General features: G+C 53.8%; 12 protein-coding genes. 6 read left to right on the top strand and 6 right to left on the bottom strand.

The window, feature by feature from the left end; all coding sequences use genetic code 11:
• Positions 1-10 precede the first annotated feature (10 nt).
• The 5 genes from O6D90_RS18190 to O6D90_RS18170 form a co-directional block, all read right to left on the bottom strand.
• Entirely contained in the window at positions 11-2,089 is a 2,079-nt protein-coding gene (locus O6D90_RS18190) for an ABC transporter permease (protein WP_016155820.1), read from the bottom strand.
• 69 nt (positions 2,090-2,158) lie between these two features.
• Positions 2,159-3,190: an ABC transporter substrate-binding protein gene (locus O6D90_RS18185; RefSeq protein WP_016151983.1), complete on the bottom strand. Its 1,032-nt coding sequence runs from the start codon at positions 3,188-3,190 to the stop codon at positions 2,159-2,161.
• The gene (gene uhpC, locus O6D90_RS18180) at positions 3,187-4,491 is read right to left on the bottom strand and encodes an MFS transporter family glucose-6-phosphate receptor UhpC (RefSeq protein WP_016155821.1); all 1,305 of its coding nucleotides are present in this window, start codon (positions 4,489-4,491) and stop codon (positions 3,187-3,189) included. Before uhpC ends, O6D90_RS18185 begins: the two co-directional genes overlap by 4 nt.
• A gap of 85 nt (positions 4,492-4,576) precedes the next feature.
• Positions 4,577-6,118 (bottom strand): MASE1 domain-containing sensor histidine kinase, encoded by a 1,542-nt coding sequence (locus tag O6D90_RS18175; protein ID WP_016155822.1) that lies wholly within the window; start codon positions 6,116-6,118, stop codon positions 4,577-4,579.
• On the bottom strand, positions 6,118-6,747 hold the full coding sequence (locus O6D90_RS18170) for a response regulator transcription factor (RefSeq protein WP_032931278.1): 630 nt from the start codon (positions 6,745-6,747) through the stop codon (positions 6,118-6,120). The genes O6D90_RS18175 and O6D90_RS18170 overlap by 1 nt, the downstream gene beginning before the upstream one ends.
• Before the next feature lie 256 nt (positions 6,748-7,003).
• Between O6D90_RS18170 and tauA the strand changes: the two genes are divergently transcribed.
• The 4 genes from tauA to tauD are packed head-to-tail and all read left to right on the top strand — an operon-like array spanning position 7,004 to position 10,423.
• The gene (tauA, locus tag O6D90_RS18165) at positions 7,004-7,966 is read left to right on the top strand and encodes a taurine ABC transporter substrate-binding protein (RefSeq protein ID WP_218731452.1); all 963 of its coding nucleotides are present in this window, start codon (positions 7,004-7,006) and stop codon (positions 7,964-7,966) included.
• A 14-nt stretch (positions 7,967-7,980) separates the two neighbouring features.
• On the top strand, positions 7,981-8,748 hold the full coding sequence (tauB, locus tag O6D90_RS18160; RefSeq protein ID WP_016155825.1) for a taurine ABC transporter ATP-binding subunit: 768 nt from the start codon (positions 7,981-7,983) through the stop codon (positions 8,746-8,748).
• On the top strand, positions 8,745-9,575 hold the full coding sequence (tauC, locus tag O6D90_RS18155) for a taurine ABC transporter permease TauC (RefSeq protein ID WP_016155826.1): 831 nt from the start codon (positions 8,745-8,747) through the stop codon (positions 9,573-9,575). The genes tauB and tauC overlap by 4 nt, the downstream gene beginning before the upstream one ends.
• Entirely contained in the window at positions 9,572-10,423 is an 852-nt protein-coding gene (tauD, locus tag O6D90_RS18150; RefSeq protein ID WP_016155827.1) for a taurine dioxygenase, read from the top strand. Before tauC ends, tauD begins: the two co-directional genes overlap by 4 nt.
• Positions 10,424-10,501: 78 nt before the next feature.
• Here the strand turns inward: tauD and hemB are convergent, their stop codons facing one another.
• Positions 10,502-11,476, bottom strand: coding sequence for a porphobilinogen synthase (gene hemB, locus O6D90_RS18145; RefSeq protein ID WP_016151991.1), 975 nt, complete (start codon positions 11,474-11,476; stop codon positions 10,502-10,504).
• A gap of 510 nt (positions 11,477-11,986) precedes the next feature.
• Between hemB and ehaB the strand changes: the two genes are divergently transcribed.
• Positions 11,987-14,911: an autotransporter adhesin EhaB gene (gene ehaB / locus O6D90_RS18140; RefSeq protein ID WP_016155829.1), complete on the top strand. Its 2,925-nt coding sequence runs from the start codon at positions 11,987-11,989 to the stop codon at positions 14,909-14,911.
• Between the two features lie 89 nt (positions 14,912-15,000).
• Positions 15,001-15,624 (top strand): hydrogen peroxide resistance inhibitor IprA, encoded by a 624-nt coding sequence (gene iprA, locus O6D90_RS18135; protein WP_016155830.1) that lies wholly within the window; start codon positions 15,001-15,003, stop codon positions 15,622-15,624.

The raw sequence follows: 15,624 nt of genomic DNA, 5'->3' as shown, positions 1-15,624 counted from the left end.
GTGCGCTCCATTACGCCTGGTTTTTGGCTTTTGAACGGGAGGTACGTGATTCACCGATCAGCCAGTCAAAGATGAAAATAATCGCCAGCATCACCACGATTAAAATGGAACCGTAGGCAATCGCCACGCCGTATTCGCCGTCTTCTACGCGGTTCAGGATGTAGGCCGTGGCCACGCGGGTATCCGGCGTGACGAGGAACACAATGGCGCTGACGGTGGTAATGGCGCGCACAAAGCTGTAGATCAGCGCTGAGAGGATCGCCGGGCGCAGCAGCGGCAACAGGATATGCGTAATGGTGCGCAGGGAACCGGCGCGCAGACTGAGCGAGGCTTCATCCAGCGATTTATCGATTTGGCCTAAGCCCGCAATGCCCGCCCGGATACCGACCGGGACGTTACGCATCACCATTGAGATAATCACGATGGCGGCGGTGCCGGTGAGGTATACCGGGGCGCTGTTAAAGGCCAGAATGTACGACACGCCCGCTACGGTGCCCGGAACGGCAAAGCACAGCATAGTGGTGAACTCGATGGTCTTTTTGCCTTTAAAGTGCTGACGCACCACAACCCATGCGATCAGCAGGCCGAAGATGGCGGTGATCGGCGCGGCAATCCCGGCGTAGAGCAGGGTGTCGAGCAGTGAAGGCCACGCGCCGTCGCTCATTCCCTGACCGAACAGTTTGGTAAAGTTCGCCAGCGTCAGGGTGTAGTCCACGCCCCAGTTTACGGTGAAACTGCCGTAGAAAATGCTGCCGTAGAGCAGGGCGTTAAAGGCAATCCACACCGCCAGCAGCGCGACCACGCTCCATACCAGCGTTACCGGCAGCGGCTGCACGTCGCCCCGATAGGATTTACCAGAAACGGTGACGTACGAGCGTTTACCAATCCACATGTACTGCACGCAGAACACCAGCAGCGAGAACAGCAACAGGAAGGCACCCAGCGTACTGGCGGCCTGGTAGTCGAGCTGGGAGCCGGTGATGTAGAAGTAGATTTGCGTTGCCAGCACGTCGAAGTTACCGCCAAGCACCAGCGGGTTACTGAAGTCGGCCAGCGACTGCACCACCACAATTAAAAAGGCGTTTGCCAGCGCCGGTTTTAGCAGCGGGACAAACACGCCGTTAAAGGTTTGCCAGCGGCTGGCGCGCAGGGTGTATGACGCCTCCTCCAGCGACGGATGAATGGTTTTGATCGCCCCGTCGAGGATCATAAACGCCATCGGAGTGAAGGCCAGCACCTGCGCCAGCCAGATGCCGGTAAAACCGTACAGCCAGTTGGTGTTGGTCAAACCAAACCATTCGACCATAAATTCGGTGATGTAACCGGAGCGTCCCATCATCAGCGTTACACCTAAACCCACAACAAACGGCGGGGTGACGATCGGCAGAATCGAGAAAATTCGTCCGATAATGGCGCTGCGTTTCGCGATACGGGTGGTGTAGATAGCCAGCACCAGGCCAAAGAAGGTACAGCCGACGCCGACGGCAATCGACAGCATAATCGAGTTGAGGATCACCTGAATGATATGCGCCTGCGACAGCACATTCATAAACGCCAGCGGAGCAAATTCTCCGGCGTCGTTGGTGAACATCGGAATGAAAATAGCGATACTTGGCCAGACGATAAAAATACCGATCAGCGCGACAATCGCGGTGAGCGAGCCGATGACGAAACGGTCGCCGCCCAGCCATTCCAGACGGGTGAGCGCTAGGGTCATGATCGCGCCAAGTGCCACAAACAGCACGATGGTGGCATAGCCTAAGCCGCGTCCCTCAAGAGTCGCGCTGGCGACGATAAACGCCATACAGAAAAACGCCCAGCCCGCGTCAAAATAATGGCGGCTGCGCTGTTCGCGTCTGGCTTCATGGAACGGGCGCACCAGCAGCAGGCTTGGCAGCAGATACCAGAGCCAACTGATATTGAACTGTGACCAGCTGTAGGCGGCGAGAATTTCTTCGCGCGTCGACTCAAGCAGACCGTAGTCCAGGCTCCAGCTCGGCAGCAGGGCAAACGCCAGCCAGCCGAGTAAAATCCAAAGAAATATCGCATCCCGTTTTTTCACGGGATGGAGTGCAAGTGTGTGTGACATAGCGGTTCCGGTATTTCAGGCCGGATATGGCGTTGAGGCCGTATCCGGCAAATGAACGCAAATCTGGGGTTATTTACCCATCTTCACTTCGCTGACCCACTTATTGATCAGGGCTTTACGCACGTCGGTCGAGCCGTACTTATCCATGTCGTAATTGATAAGCTTCAGGTCGTCGAGCTTCAGCGAGTTAGGGGACGTCTCGGCGGTGGTGTTGGTCAGGATCTGATAGGATTTACCTTTCTTCCACGCCAGCTCCTGCGCGTCTTTCGACAGTACCCAGTCAACGAACAGTTTGGCGTTATCGAGGTTACGCGCGCCTTTCAGGATGCTGACACCGCCGATTTCATAACCGGTACCTTCGCACGGTGAGACAAGTTCCAGCGGTGCACCCTGTTCTTTTTCCAGCGAGTAGTCGTGCAAGAAACCGATGCCGATAGCCGTTTCGCCACGGGCGGCGTTACGCGCCGGGGCAATGCCGGATTTGGTGTACTGCGAGACGTTGGCGTTGAGCTGTTTCAGGTAGTCAAAGGCCTGATCTTCCCCCCACAGTTGGGCAAAAGTCGCCAGTGCGGTATAGGCGGTACCGGAGCTTTGCGGATCAGCAATCTGGATTTCGCCTTTGTATTCCGGTTTGGTCAGATCCTTCCAGCATTTTGGCACCGGTAGGTTTTTCTCTTTCAGGCGCTGGGTATTGACGCCAAAGCCCAGAATACCGACATAAACCGCCGAGGAGAGGTTGCCTTTCACTTTTGCCGGATCGCGAAACTTCTCCATGATTTGTTCGAGGTTTGGTGATTTATACGGCTGCAGCAGCCCCATTTCACCGGCCTGGGACTGTGGATCCAGCGTACCACCGTACCAGACATCCGCTTGCGGGTTTTTCTTCTCGGCATCCACTTTCGCCAGCGTACTGCCTGAGCCGTTGCGAATGAATGAAGTCTTCACATCATATTTTTCACCGAAGGCTTTGGTTTCGGTTTCGCACATTTCGTTGGTGGCGCTGCAATACACCACCAGACGACCCTGCGCCTGAGCTGCACTGCTGAAGGCTGCCAGCGTCAGAGCGGAGGCAATTAGGGTAGAGGTAAGCGTCAGTTTCATTGTTTTATCCTTTGACTGAGAGAAGGGGGAATGCCCGCAATGAGCAATGGCATCAGCAATAAACCCATAAAGACAGCGGCAACCGAGAGCAAACTGAACATTCCCGACCAGCCGTAGTGTTCTATGACCAGCGACAGCGGCCAACCCGCCAGCGCGGCCCCCAGATAGGCGAACAGCCCGAGAAAACCAGTAATTGAACCTGCCGCCGCTTTATGTCCGCATTCCACGGCCGCGAGGCCAATTAACATCTGTGGGCCAAACACAAAAAAGCCCACGGTAAAGAAACACACTGCCAGTAGCGCGTAGTGGTGCACCGGTGCCAGCCACAGCGCGGCGACGGAGACCATCAGCCCCAGTGTGAACAGCAAAATCATTGGCGCACGCTGACCGCTGAACAGCAGATCCGATCCCCATCCGGCAAACAGCGCCCCCAGCAAGCCACCGACTTCAAACAGCATTACCGTGGCATTGGCGCTGAGCAGGTTCACACCGTGGCTTTCCGTCAGCCAGATGTTGCCCCAGTCGTTGAGCGCAATGCGGATCAAATAGACCAACACATATGACACGCCGAGTAGCCAGATCATCGGGTTCTTCAGCATGGTGGTGCGTAACATTTGCCACAGTCCCATCGGCGGGCTTTGCTGCTCCTGACGCAACTCCAGCGGGTCTTGCCGCCATTCCCCAACCGTGGGTAAGCCTTCTTCCCGGGGCGTGCCTTTCAGTTGCAGGGTGAGCCAGACGCCTAACGCCATGCTGATTATTCCTGGAGTCAGCATGGCTGCCTGCCAACCCCACCAATGGGCGGCAAAGGCGCTAATCAGCGGGATGATGGCCCCACCGATGTTGATCGACATATTCCAGCAGCCCCACCAGAAGCCGCGTTCGTTGCGCGAGTACCAGTGAGTCAGTAGTCGGGCGCAGGGCGGCCAGCCCCAGCCCTGAAAAAATCCGTTCAGCGTCCAGACCACCAGGAGCAGCGTCAGCGATTCACCAAAGGCGAACAGCACGTTTAAAACGCCGGTGGCAAACAGGCCAATGCCCATAAACGCGCGCTGTCCGTGGCTGTCGTGCCATAGCCCGGCGGTGAATTTCGACAGGCCATAGGTCAGATAAAACAGCGATCCCAGCAGGCCGATATCGCCTTTATCCAGACCCAGATCCGTTTGCAGCGCCGGGAGGACGTAGTTAACGCTTTTGCGCGTCAGATAAAACGCGGCGTACCCAATCACCATACACATCAGCAGCCGGGGGCGTAGCGCCCGGTATTGTTGGTCTGTTTCGCGTGATGCACGTGCATGCATGGCAGCCTCCGTTTGTGCTGACTATAGGAAAGTGAAAGCAAAATGGGATGAGATAAAGTCCGCAGTGACTAAGACTTTTTCCTGGTTAACGGCTGATTTGTTGCAAATTTGTGGGCAGGTTAACAATTACCCGCGTGCCGTTGTTCGATTCGAGCGTCAGTTCGCCGCCAAGGGCGCTGACCCGCTCACGCATCCCCTGGATACCGAACCCGGGGATTTTCTCTGCGAGAATACCTACACCGTTGTCAGCGACGTGCAGAAACACGCGGTGTTCCTGCTGGCGCAGCGTAATCGACACTTCGCTGGCGTCGGCATGTTTACAGACGTTATTGAGCAACTCCTGCAGCAGGCGATACAGTGTGAAACGCACCGTTTCATTTTCTGGCGTATTTTCAAGCTGATAGTCAAACCAACAGCGAATGCCGCGTTCGGCAAAGGCAAATTCATTCACCAGATGATGCAGTGCATCTTTAAAGGCCAGTTCATCGAGCGCGGGCGGCCGCAGCTGGCGCAACAGTTGGCGGGTGGAGTGGTGAATGCGCCGGGCAAGGTCGTTGATCTGATTTGCCGCTTCAAGCGTTTGCTCGCGACCCGGCGCGCGCTTGACCAGTTGCGACTGAATTTGAATGGCGGTGATGTTCTGACCAATTTCGTCGTGTAGCTCCCGCGCCAGGCTTTTGCGCGTATTTTCCTCGGTGCGGATCAGTTGTTCGGTCAGCGCGCGTCGCGCTGCCAGTTCGGCTTCCAGACGCTGGCGATAATGGTGCAGGTTTTGCGCCAGATGCTGCTGGCGGCTGATAGCGATCCCCAGCCCTATGCCCAGCAGCGCCTGGGTGGCGAGGAAAATCTCCAGCTCCAGTAAATTGCTGAACCCGACGCCGATTTGCCGGGCGATGGTGATCATCATGCTGCCGAGCAGTCCGGACAACACGCCGCCCTGCCAGCCAAATTTCCACGCCATCACCACGTTCGGTAAGAACACCACGATTAGCAGCAGGCGCTCGATCTCCGGTGACAGCACCATCTGGGTACCTATGCCAATAATGAAAAACAGACTGCACCAGATGATAAGCGAGGTACGCAGGGGGGGATTGGTGGTATCCAGTCCGAGCAAATGATAGCGGTGCTGCTGGCGCAGAAATTCATAGATCAGATAGACAAACGGCGTCAGCAGCACGCCGCCGGTAAACGATGCCAGGCCAATTAACGTTGCCGGGCTTTGGATAAACGGTGAAAGCAGGAGGGTATTGAGCAATGACGTGATCGTCACCGCGGCCAGCAGCAGCGTTAAGCGCTGCCAGTAAAGGGGGAAGCGGTGCCAGTAGGACTGGCCGATACTCGCCGGGATCAGACTAATCAACGGCGCAGCCAGCAGGATATAGCCATTCACTAATTGCTCGCTGTGCAGCCAGAACAGCATCAGCACCGGCGGCAGTACCAGCGCGGGCCAGTAACGGCGAGAAAGCAGGATTAGCAGAGCGAGATAGACGCCGTGCGGCAGGAATAGCGCTGCCTGCTGGCCGTTGTGGGTCAGGTAAAACCCCAGCGTCCACAGCATCAGCCAGCCCGATCCCCAGGCCAGCAGAATAAACAGAGAAATAACCCAATGACGAAGGCTGCGTGACATTAATGCCCCGTCAGCAACTGGTGGTCGAGTGCAAAATGCACCAGATCGATGGTGCTGTGGCATTGCAGTTTGCCCAGCACGTTCGCACGATGAACGTGCACCGTTTTATGGCTGAGGTCGAGCTTGAAGGCGATCTCTTTTACGCTGTCGCCTTTGACCAGCAGATCAAACACTTCGCGCTCGCGCGGGGTCAGTATCTCCAGTACCTGCGCGGGCTGTTCGCCGCCGCGTAGCGCCCGTAGCGCGTCGGCGCACAGGTAATGCCCGCCCATACCAACCGATCGTACCGCCTGCACCAGTTCCTCCGGTCCGCAACGTTTGGTCAGATAACCGCTGGCACCGGCATCCAGTGCGCTTTGCACAAACGTGGGTGAGTCATAGATGCTGAGAATAATGGCGCGAAAACCGGGCTTCTGCGCCCGCAGTCGTTTTAACAGGCTCAGGCCATTTTCATCCGGCATGGCGATATCCATCACCGCAACGTTGACGTCATCATGCAGTAATGCAGGCCACGCCTGTGCCGCGCTGCTGTACTGGCCAGCAACGTTGAGATCGTCTTCGAGACTGAGTAATTGCGCAAAGCCGGAACGCACCACCACATGGTCATCCACCAGCACAACATGAATCATGATCTTGCTCTCTTGCCTGACAATGGCATCTATGATGCCTGCCAGCGCCGCGCTGGCAATCCCCGTGGCGCGGATATGTAACGAATGTAACAAAATCGCAATAATTTGCCGGCCTGCAATCAAATGCATTTCCGGGCTAAGCATTGCCGCTTTTTTTCTAAAAACAGATCGCTATTAGCCAGAATTTTTAATTCCTTTATCAAATTGTGCCGCAACGAAATACTGCCCCCATAACAAGACAGGGGAGCAGACAATCATGGCTATTTCATCGCGTAACGCACTACTTGCCGCACTGGCATTCATCGCATTTCAGGCACAGGCGGTGAACGTCACCGTTGCTTATCAGACCTCCGCTGAACCCGCCAAAGTGGCGCAGGCGGATAACACCTTTGCTAAAGAGAGCGGGGCTACCGTTGACTGGCGCAAATTCGACAGCGGTGCGAGCATCGTCCGTGCGCTGGCATCCGGTGATGTGCAGATCGGTAATCTTGGCTCCAGCCCGCTGGCGGTCGCTGCCAGCCAGCAGGTGCCTATTGAGGTTTTCCTGCTGGCGTCAAAACTCGGCAATTCTGAAGCGCTGGTGGTGAAGAAAAACATCAGTAAACCGCAAGATTTGATTGGTAAACGCATTGCCGTGCCGTTTATTTCCACTACCCATTACAGCCTGCTGGCGGCGTTGAAACACTGGGGTATCAAAGCAGGGCAGGTGGAGATTGTGAACCTGCAGCCACCCGCGATTGTTGCCGCCTGGCAGCGCGGAGATATTGATGGTGCTTATGTCTGGGCGCCTGCGGTAAACGCGCTGGAAAAAGATGGCAAGGTATTAACCGACTCATCGCAGGTTGGCGAGTGGGGCGCACCGACGCTGGACGTGTGGGTGGTGCGCAAAGATTTTGCCGAGAAGCATCCTGACGTGGTGAAAGCCTTTGCCAAAAGCGCCATCGACGCCCAGCAGCCTTATATCGCTAATCCCGATGAATGGCTGAAACAGCCGGAGAATATCAGCAAACTGTCGCGTTTGAGTGGCGTACCGGAGGCGGATGTGCCAGGGCTGGTGAAAGGTAACACCTATTTGACGGCACAACAGCAAACCGCTGAGCTAACCGGCCCGGTGAATAAAGCGATTATCGACACCGCGCAGTTCCTCAAAGAGCAGGGCAAAGTCCCCGCCGTCGCGACGGATTACAGCCAGTATGTGACCGATCGCTTCGTGCAATAAATAAGGAGGCGCTGATGCTGCAAATCTCTCATCTTGCCGCCAGCTACGGTGGAAAACCGGTGCTGGAAGATATCAACCTGACGCTCGATAGTGGCGAACTGCTGGTGGTACTCGGACCTTCTGGTTGCGGAAAAACCACGCTGTTAAATCTGATTGCCGGGTTTGTGCCGTATCAGCATGGCAGCATTATGCTGGCGGGCAACAAGGTTGAAGGTCCAGGCGCAGAGCGCGGGGTTGTGTTCCAGAACGAAGGCCTGCTGCCCTGGCGCAACGTGCAGGACAACGTGGCCTTCGGGCTGCAACTGGCGGGGATGGAGAAGCCCCAACGTCAACGAATCGCGCGGGAGATGTTGCAGAAAGTTGGGCTGGAGGATGCGGGAAAACGTTTTATCTGGCAGCTCTCTGGTGGTCAGCGTCAGCGCGTAGGCATTGCGCGGGCGTTGGCTGCCAACCCGCAGCTGTTGTTGCTGGATGAACCCTTTGGCGCGCTCGACGCCTTTACCCGCGAGCAGATGCAAACCCTCCTGCTGAAGTTGTGGCATGAGACTGGCAAACAGGTGCTGTTGATTACCCACGATATTGAAGAAGCCGTTTTTTTGGCAACGGAGCTGGTATTGCTGTCGCCAGGCCCTGGCCGGGTACTGGAGCGTCTGCCGCTGAATTTCGCTCGTCGCTTTGTGGCCGGAGAGCCGAGCCGCAGCATTAAGTCCGACCCGCAGTTTATCGCCATGCGCGAGTATGTGTTAGGTCGTGTCTTTGAACAACGGGAGGCATTCTCATGAGCGTGGTGATTAATGATAAACCCCGTCGCCAGCGCGCGCTGAACTGGCGCTGGCCGTTCTCGCGGCAGATTACCTTAAGCTTCGGTACGCTGGTCGTCATTCTGGCGGTGTGGTGGACGGTGGCGGCGCTGCAGTTAATCAGTCCGCTGTTTTTACCCCCGCCGGGCCAGGTTTTGCAAAAACTGATGGTTATTGCCGGGCCGCAGGGGTTTATGGATGCCACGCTGTGGCAGCATCTGGCGGCGAGCCTGACGCGTATTGTTATCGCGCTGCTGGCGGCGGTACTGCTCGGCGTTCCGGTTGGGATCGCTATGGGGCTGAGTCCGACGATGCGCGGCATTCTCGATCCGATCATTGAACTGTATCGTCCGGTTCCGCCATTGGCCTATTTGCCGCTGATGGTGATCTGGTTTGGCATTGGTGAGACCTCCAAGATCCTGCTGATCTATCTGGCGATTTTCGCCCCTGTAGCGATGTCGGCGCTGGCGGGGGTTAAAAGCGCGCAGCAGGTGAGAGTGCGTGCCGCACAGTCGCTGGGAGCCAGCCGTACGCAGGTGCTGTGGTTTGTTATTTTGCCGGGGGCATTGCCGGAGATACTCACAGGGTTGCGTATCGGGCTTGGCGTGGGCTGGTCGACGTTGGTGGCAGCAGAGCTGATTGCCGCCACGCGAGGTTTAGGATTTATGGTGCAGTCAGCCGGTGAGTTTCTGGCAACGGATGTGGTGCTGGCGGGGATCGCGGTGATTGCCGTTATCGCGTTTATTTTAGAACTGGGTCTGCGCGCGCTTCAGCGCCGCCTGACGCCCTGGCATGGAGAAGTACAATGAGTGAACGTCTGAGCATTACCCCGCTGGGGCCGAACATTGGCGCACAAATCACCGGTGCGGATTTGACGCGCCCGCTGAGCGATAATCAGTTTGAACAGCTTTATCACGCCGTACTGCGCCATCAGGTGGTGTTTCTGCGTGAGCAGGTGATTACGCCGCAACAACAGCGGGCGCTGGCGCTGCGTTTTGGCGATCTGCATATTCACCCTGTCTATCAGCATGCCGAAGGGGTTGAAGAGATTATCGTGCTGGATACTCATAACGATAATCCGCCGGATAACGACAACTGGCACACCGATGTGACCTTTATCGACACGCCGCCAGCGGGCGCGATTCTGGCGGCAAAAGAGCTGCCATCGACAGGGGGAGACACCCTGTGGACCAGCGGGATTGCCGCTTATGACGCATTATCTGAGCCGTTTCGCCAGTTGCTGAGCGGCCTGCAGGCAGAGCATGATTTTCGTAAATCCTTCCAGGAATATAAATACCGCCAGACGCCAGAGGAGCATCAGCGCTGGCTGGAGGCGGTGGCAAAGCATCCGCCCCTGCTGCATCCGGTGGTGCGCACGCATCCAGTGAGCGGGAAGCAGGCGCTGTTCGTGAATGAAGGATTTACCACGCGAATTGTCGATGTGACGGAAAAAGAGAGCGAGGCGTTACTGCGCTTTTTGTTCGCGCATATCACTAAACCGGAGTTCCAGGTGCGCTGGCGTTGGCAGCCCAACGATGTGGCGATTTGGGATAATCGCGTGACGCAGCATTATGCGAATGCGGATTATCTGCCCCTGCGGCGCATTATGCACCGGGCGACAATTTTGGGAGACAAGCCGTTTTTTCGGGCGGGGTGATTATCGGAGACGCTTCATTTACCGGGCCTACGACCTGTAGGTCCGGTAAAGCGAAGCCGTCATTAGGCAACAAAGTGATTAGCGCAGGATTTTTTTCTCAGCCAGATCCAGTGCGAAGTAGCTGAAGATCAGATCCGCGCCAGCGCGTTTGATCGAGCCTAAGCTTTCCAGCACCACTTTCTCTTCATCTATTGCACCCGCAAGGGCTGCAAACTTGATCATCGCGTATTCACCGCTGACCTGATAAGCGCCAATCGGCAGCTCGGTGCGCTCGCGGATATCGCGCAGAATATCGAGGTATGCGCCAGCCGGTTTGACCATCAAGCAGTCTGCGCCCTGGGCTTCATCCAGCAGCGATTCGCGGATCGCTTCCCGACGGTTCATCGGGTTCATCTGATAGGTTTTACGATCGCCCTTCAGCGCGGTACCTGCGGCTTCACGGAATGGGCCATAGAAAGAAGAGGCAAATTTGGTGGAGTAGGACATGATCGCGGTATCGGTAAAGCCCGCGGCATCCAGCGCCTGGCGAATCGCCTGTACCTGGCCGTCCATTGCGGCGGAAGGGGCGATGAAATCTGCGCCCGCAGCGGCGGCAACGACCGCCTGTTTGCCGAGATTGGCAAGGGTTAAATCGTTATCAACGCCGTGCTCGCATAATACGCCGCAGTGACCGTGCGAGGTGTATTCACAGAAGCAGGTGTCGGACATGACGATCATCTCCGGTACGGTCTGCTTACAGATACGCGACATGCGCGCCACCAGACCGTCTTCTTTCCAGGCGTCGCTGCCGGTGTCATCGGTGTGATGAGAAATGCCGAATGTCATGACCGAGCGGATGCCTGCATTAGCAATGCGTTCAATTTCGCGCGCCAGATGCTTCTCTGGAATGCGCATCACGCCGGGCATGGCCTCGATAGCTTTGTAATCGTCGAGTTCTTCTTCAACAAAGATCGGCAACACCAGGTCATTTAAGCTGAGTGTTGTCTCTTCAAACATAGCGCGCAGCGCAGGTGATTTGCGCAGGCGGCGAGGGCGTTGGATTAGGTCTGTCATGGTATGCCTGATGTTTGTGGAATCGAAGGCCGTAGTATACCCGAACCTGAGGGTGGGTGGTTTACGAAAGTTGGCGTTATATCTGGATTTTCCATCGTGGAAGGCTGAATCATTAGAGCAATTTATTCACATTTATGGCAAGTTATTTATATTCATTATTTTGCTTGTTTCTGTTTTTATTATTTTAAATATCGATGCGTTTATTTCTGTAGGGCTGGTGATAATTTCTCTTTATTTATTGTTTATTTGTTTGGGTGTGTGGTGAGTTATTTATTAATTATATGTTTCAGCGGTGTGTTGTGCAGTATTTCATTGAAAGGATAAGTATTTTTGTTTTTTGTGTCAGAGGCGGGAGTATTCGTAGTGTTGTCCGGTTTCGGACGACTAGCAAAGAATAATTGAACCTTTCCTTTGTGAAACCGCATAATCGTCCCCGCGAAACATAAAATGTTTTCTTTGCATTGATAATTGATGGATCAACTATATTACGTCCCTGAGGAGGGATGACAAATGCACACTTGGAAAAAGAAACTTGTAGTCTCACAATTAGCATTAGCCTGTACTTTGGCAATCACTTCTCAGGCGAATGCTTCTACTGATATTTCTGGGACGACGTACACAACGTTCACCCATTATAATGACGCATCACATGTTGATGACGTTTACTTCGATGGCTATGTCGGTTGGAACAATTACGGCACTGATAGCATTTATAACGGTGATATTTATCCGGTAATCAATAACGCTACTGTCAACGGCGTTATTTCTACTTATTATCTGGATGATGGACTGTCAACCAACGGCAATTATAACAGCCTGACGATTAAAAACAGTACCATTCACGGTATGGTGACATCCGAATGTATGACCACGGATTGTACTAACCGTACGGGTACCGACTATTACTACGATCGTCTGGCAATGAACGTCATCAACTCCACTATCGATGACAACTACGAACATTATACCTACAACGGTACCTATAATGACGTGGCTGATACGCACGTTGTCGACGTTTATAACCTGGGTACGGCTATCACTCTGGATCAAGAAGTTGATCTGTCTATCTCCAACAACTCTCACGTCGCGGGTATTACCCTGACTCAGGGTTATGAGTGGGAAGATATTGACGATAATACCGTCATCACCGGCGTAAACAGCGGCGAAGTGTTTAACAACACTATCGCTGTTACCGACTCTACCCTGACCTCAGGTTCCTGGTCTGATGAAGGAAGATCCGGCTGGTTTGGTAACACCAGCAATGCGAGCGACTACAACGGTAACGGTTGGAACGCGAATGATATCGCATTGGCGGTTATTGCTAATCCCAATGCAGATAACGCGATGCAGACCACCGCCACGTTTGATAACGCTACGCTGATGGGCGATGTGCTGTTCTCCAGCAACTTTGATGAGAACTTCTTCCCGAACGGTGCTGATACTTACCGCGATACTGATGCCGATCTGGATACCAACGGCTGGGATGGTACTGACCGTCTGGATCTGACCCTGAACCACGGCAGCAAGTGGGTTGGTGCGGCAATGTCCGTCCATCAGGTTGACGTTGATGGTGATGGTGTTTACGAAAGCTATGCTGAGGGCACTGAAGCCACCGCTACGCTGATTGATATCGCTGCCAACAGCCTGTGGCCTTCTTCAACCTACGGTATCGATAGCGACACAACCTCTTATGACGAAAATGGTCATGTGGTTGGCAATACCGTTTATCAGAGCGGTCTGTTCAACGTGACGCTGAACGGCGCTTCCCAGTGGGATACCACCAAAACTTCTCTGATTGACACTCTGAGCATCAACAGCGGTTCCGTTGTCAACGTGGGTGATTCTGCGCTGGTTTCTGACTCCATCACTCTGACCGGTGCTTCCGCACTGAACATCAATGAAGATGGTCGTGTTGCGACTAATACGCTGTCTATTGACAACAGTACCGTAACGATTGCTGATGATGTCTCTGCCGGCTGGAATGTGCTTAATGCCGCGCTGTATGCCAATACCATTAACGTCACCAACAACGGCGTTCTGGATGTGGGCAACAGCACCGGGAACGCACTGCAAGTTGATACCCTGAATCTGACCAGCTACACCGACGCTTACAACCATGTTAATGCGGGTGTTTTCGACATCAACAGCGCTAACTATGTATTGAATGCTGACCTGACCAACGATCGTACCAACGATACGCGCCAGGCTAACTACGGTTATGGTGTGATCGCGATGAACTCTGATGGTCATCTGACTATCAACGGTAACGGCGATTCTGACACCTCAGGCGATCAGTCTGAAGTTGATAACTACGGTGATCACGTAGCAGCGGCAACCGGTAACTATAAAGTTCGCATCGATAACGCCACTGGCGCAGGTTCTGTTGCTGATTACAACGGTAACGAGCTGATCTACGTTAACGACACGAACAGCACCGCAACTTTCTCTGCAGCCAACAAAGCAGACCTGGGTGCTTACACCTATCAGGCTCAGCAGCAGGGTAACACCGTTGTTCTGCAGCAGATGGAGCTGACCGACTACGCGAACATGGCGCTGAGCATTCCGTCTGCCAATACGAATATCTGGAACCTGGAACAAGACACCGTTGGTACTCGTCTGACTAACGCGCGTCATGGTCTGGTAGATAACGGTGGTGCATGGGTGAGCTACTTCGGCGGCAGCTTCGATGCGGATAACGGCAACATTAACTATGATCAGGATGTTAACGGCATCATGGTCGGTGTTGATTCCAAAATCGATGGTAACAACGCTAAGTGGATTGTCGGTGCTGCGGCAGGCTTCGCGAAAGGTGACATGAGTGATCGTACCGGTCAGGTAGATCAGGATAGCCAGACTGCCTATATCTACTCTTCTGCTCGTTTTGCGAACAACATCTTTGTTGACAGTAACTTAAGCTACTCCCACTTCAACAACGATCTGTCTGCCAGCATGAGCAACGGTCAGTATGTTGATGGCAGCACCTCTTCTGATGCCTGGGGCTTTGGCTTGAAACTGGGTTATGACCTGAAGCTGGGTGACGCAGGTTACGTAACCCCTTACGGTAGCGTATCCGGTCTGTTCCAGTCTGGTGATGACTATAAGCTGAGCAACGACATGAAAGTTGACGGTCAGTCTTATGACAGCATGCGTTATGAACTTGGTGTAGATGCGGGTTATACCTTCGCCTACAGCGATGACCAGGCGCTGACCCCGTACTTCAAACTGGCCTACGTTTACGATGACTCTAACAACGATTCTGATGTAAACGGTGATTCTATCGACAACGGCGTAGAAGGTTCTGCGGTACGCGTTGGGCTGGGTACTCAGTTTAGCTTCACCAAGAACTTCAGCGCGTACACCGATGCTAATTACCTCGGTGGCGGTGATGTCGATCAAGACTGGTCTGCAAACGTTGGTGTTAAATATACCTGGTAACAACTTTCTCGCAGAGAAATAAAAGGTAATTTAATTTAGAATAATGCCCGTCACGGATTTGACGGGCATTTATTGCAAGGAATGCGCACATGCTATCTTCAAATAAACCTCTTCTTGAGTTTGGTAAGCTTGATAAATGTTTGGCGAAATATGGTAAACACTTTGAGTGTGGGAACGAAAAAGAAATAATTTATTCCGGTGATATTAATAGTGATGATACTTTCGTTATTTTAAGTGGTGTTGTTTCCTTGCGTAGAGGGGAATGCGTACTGGTCGGGATTGCACAGGCGCCTTTTATTATGGGCCTTTCTGATGGCGTGATGAAAACAGATGTACAATACAAATTAATAACCGAAAGTAATTGTACGGGATACCACCTGCCTGCTTCGCAAACGATAAATATAATTGAACAATGCCAGCTTTGGCGTGAAGCCTTTTGCTGGTTGGCATGGCAAAACTCCATGTTTGAGTTGCGCGATCTGCAGCTGATCGGCAATAACTCCTACGATCAGATCCGCGCGACGCTGATATCCATGATGAAATGGGACGACGTACTGCGTTCGCGTATCGGCGTCATGAACTATATTCACCAACGCACGCGAATTTCACGCTCAGTTGTCGCTGAGGTTCTCGCGGCATTGCGTAAAGGTGGTTACATTGAAATGAATAAAGGCAAACTGGTGAGCATTAACCGTTTGCCTTTTGAGTATTAA

The organism is Citrobacter sp. 21OH12SH02A-Citro, from assembly GCF_027919895.1.
GTDB lineage: Bacteria > Pseudomonadota > Gammaproteobacteria > Enterobacterales > Enterobacteriaceae > Citrobacter > Citrobacter braakii.
Note: the sequence above shows the minus strand (reverse complement) of the source record. Positions and strands in the feature narration are given on the sequence as shown.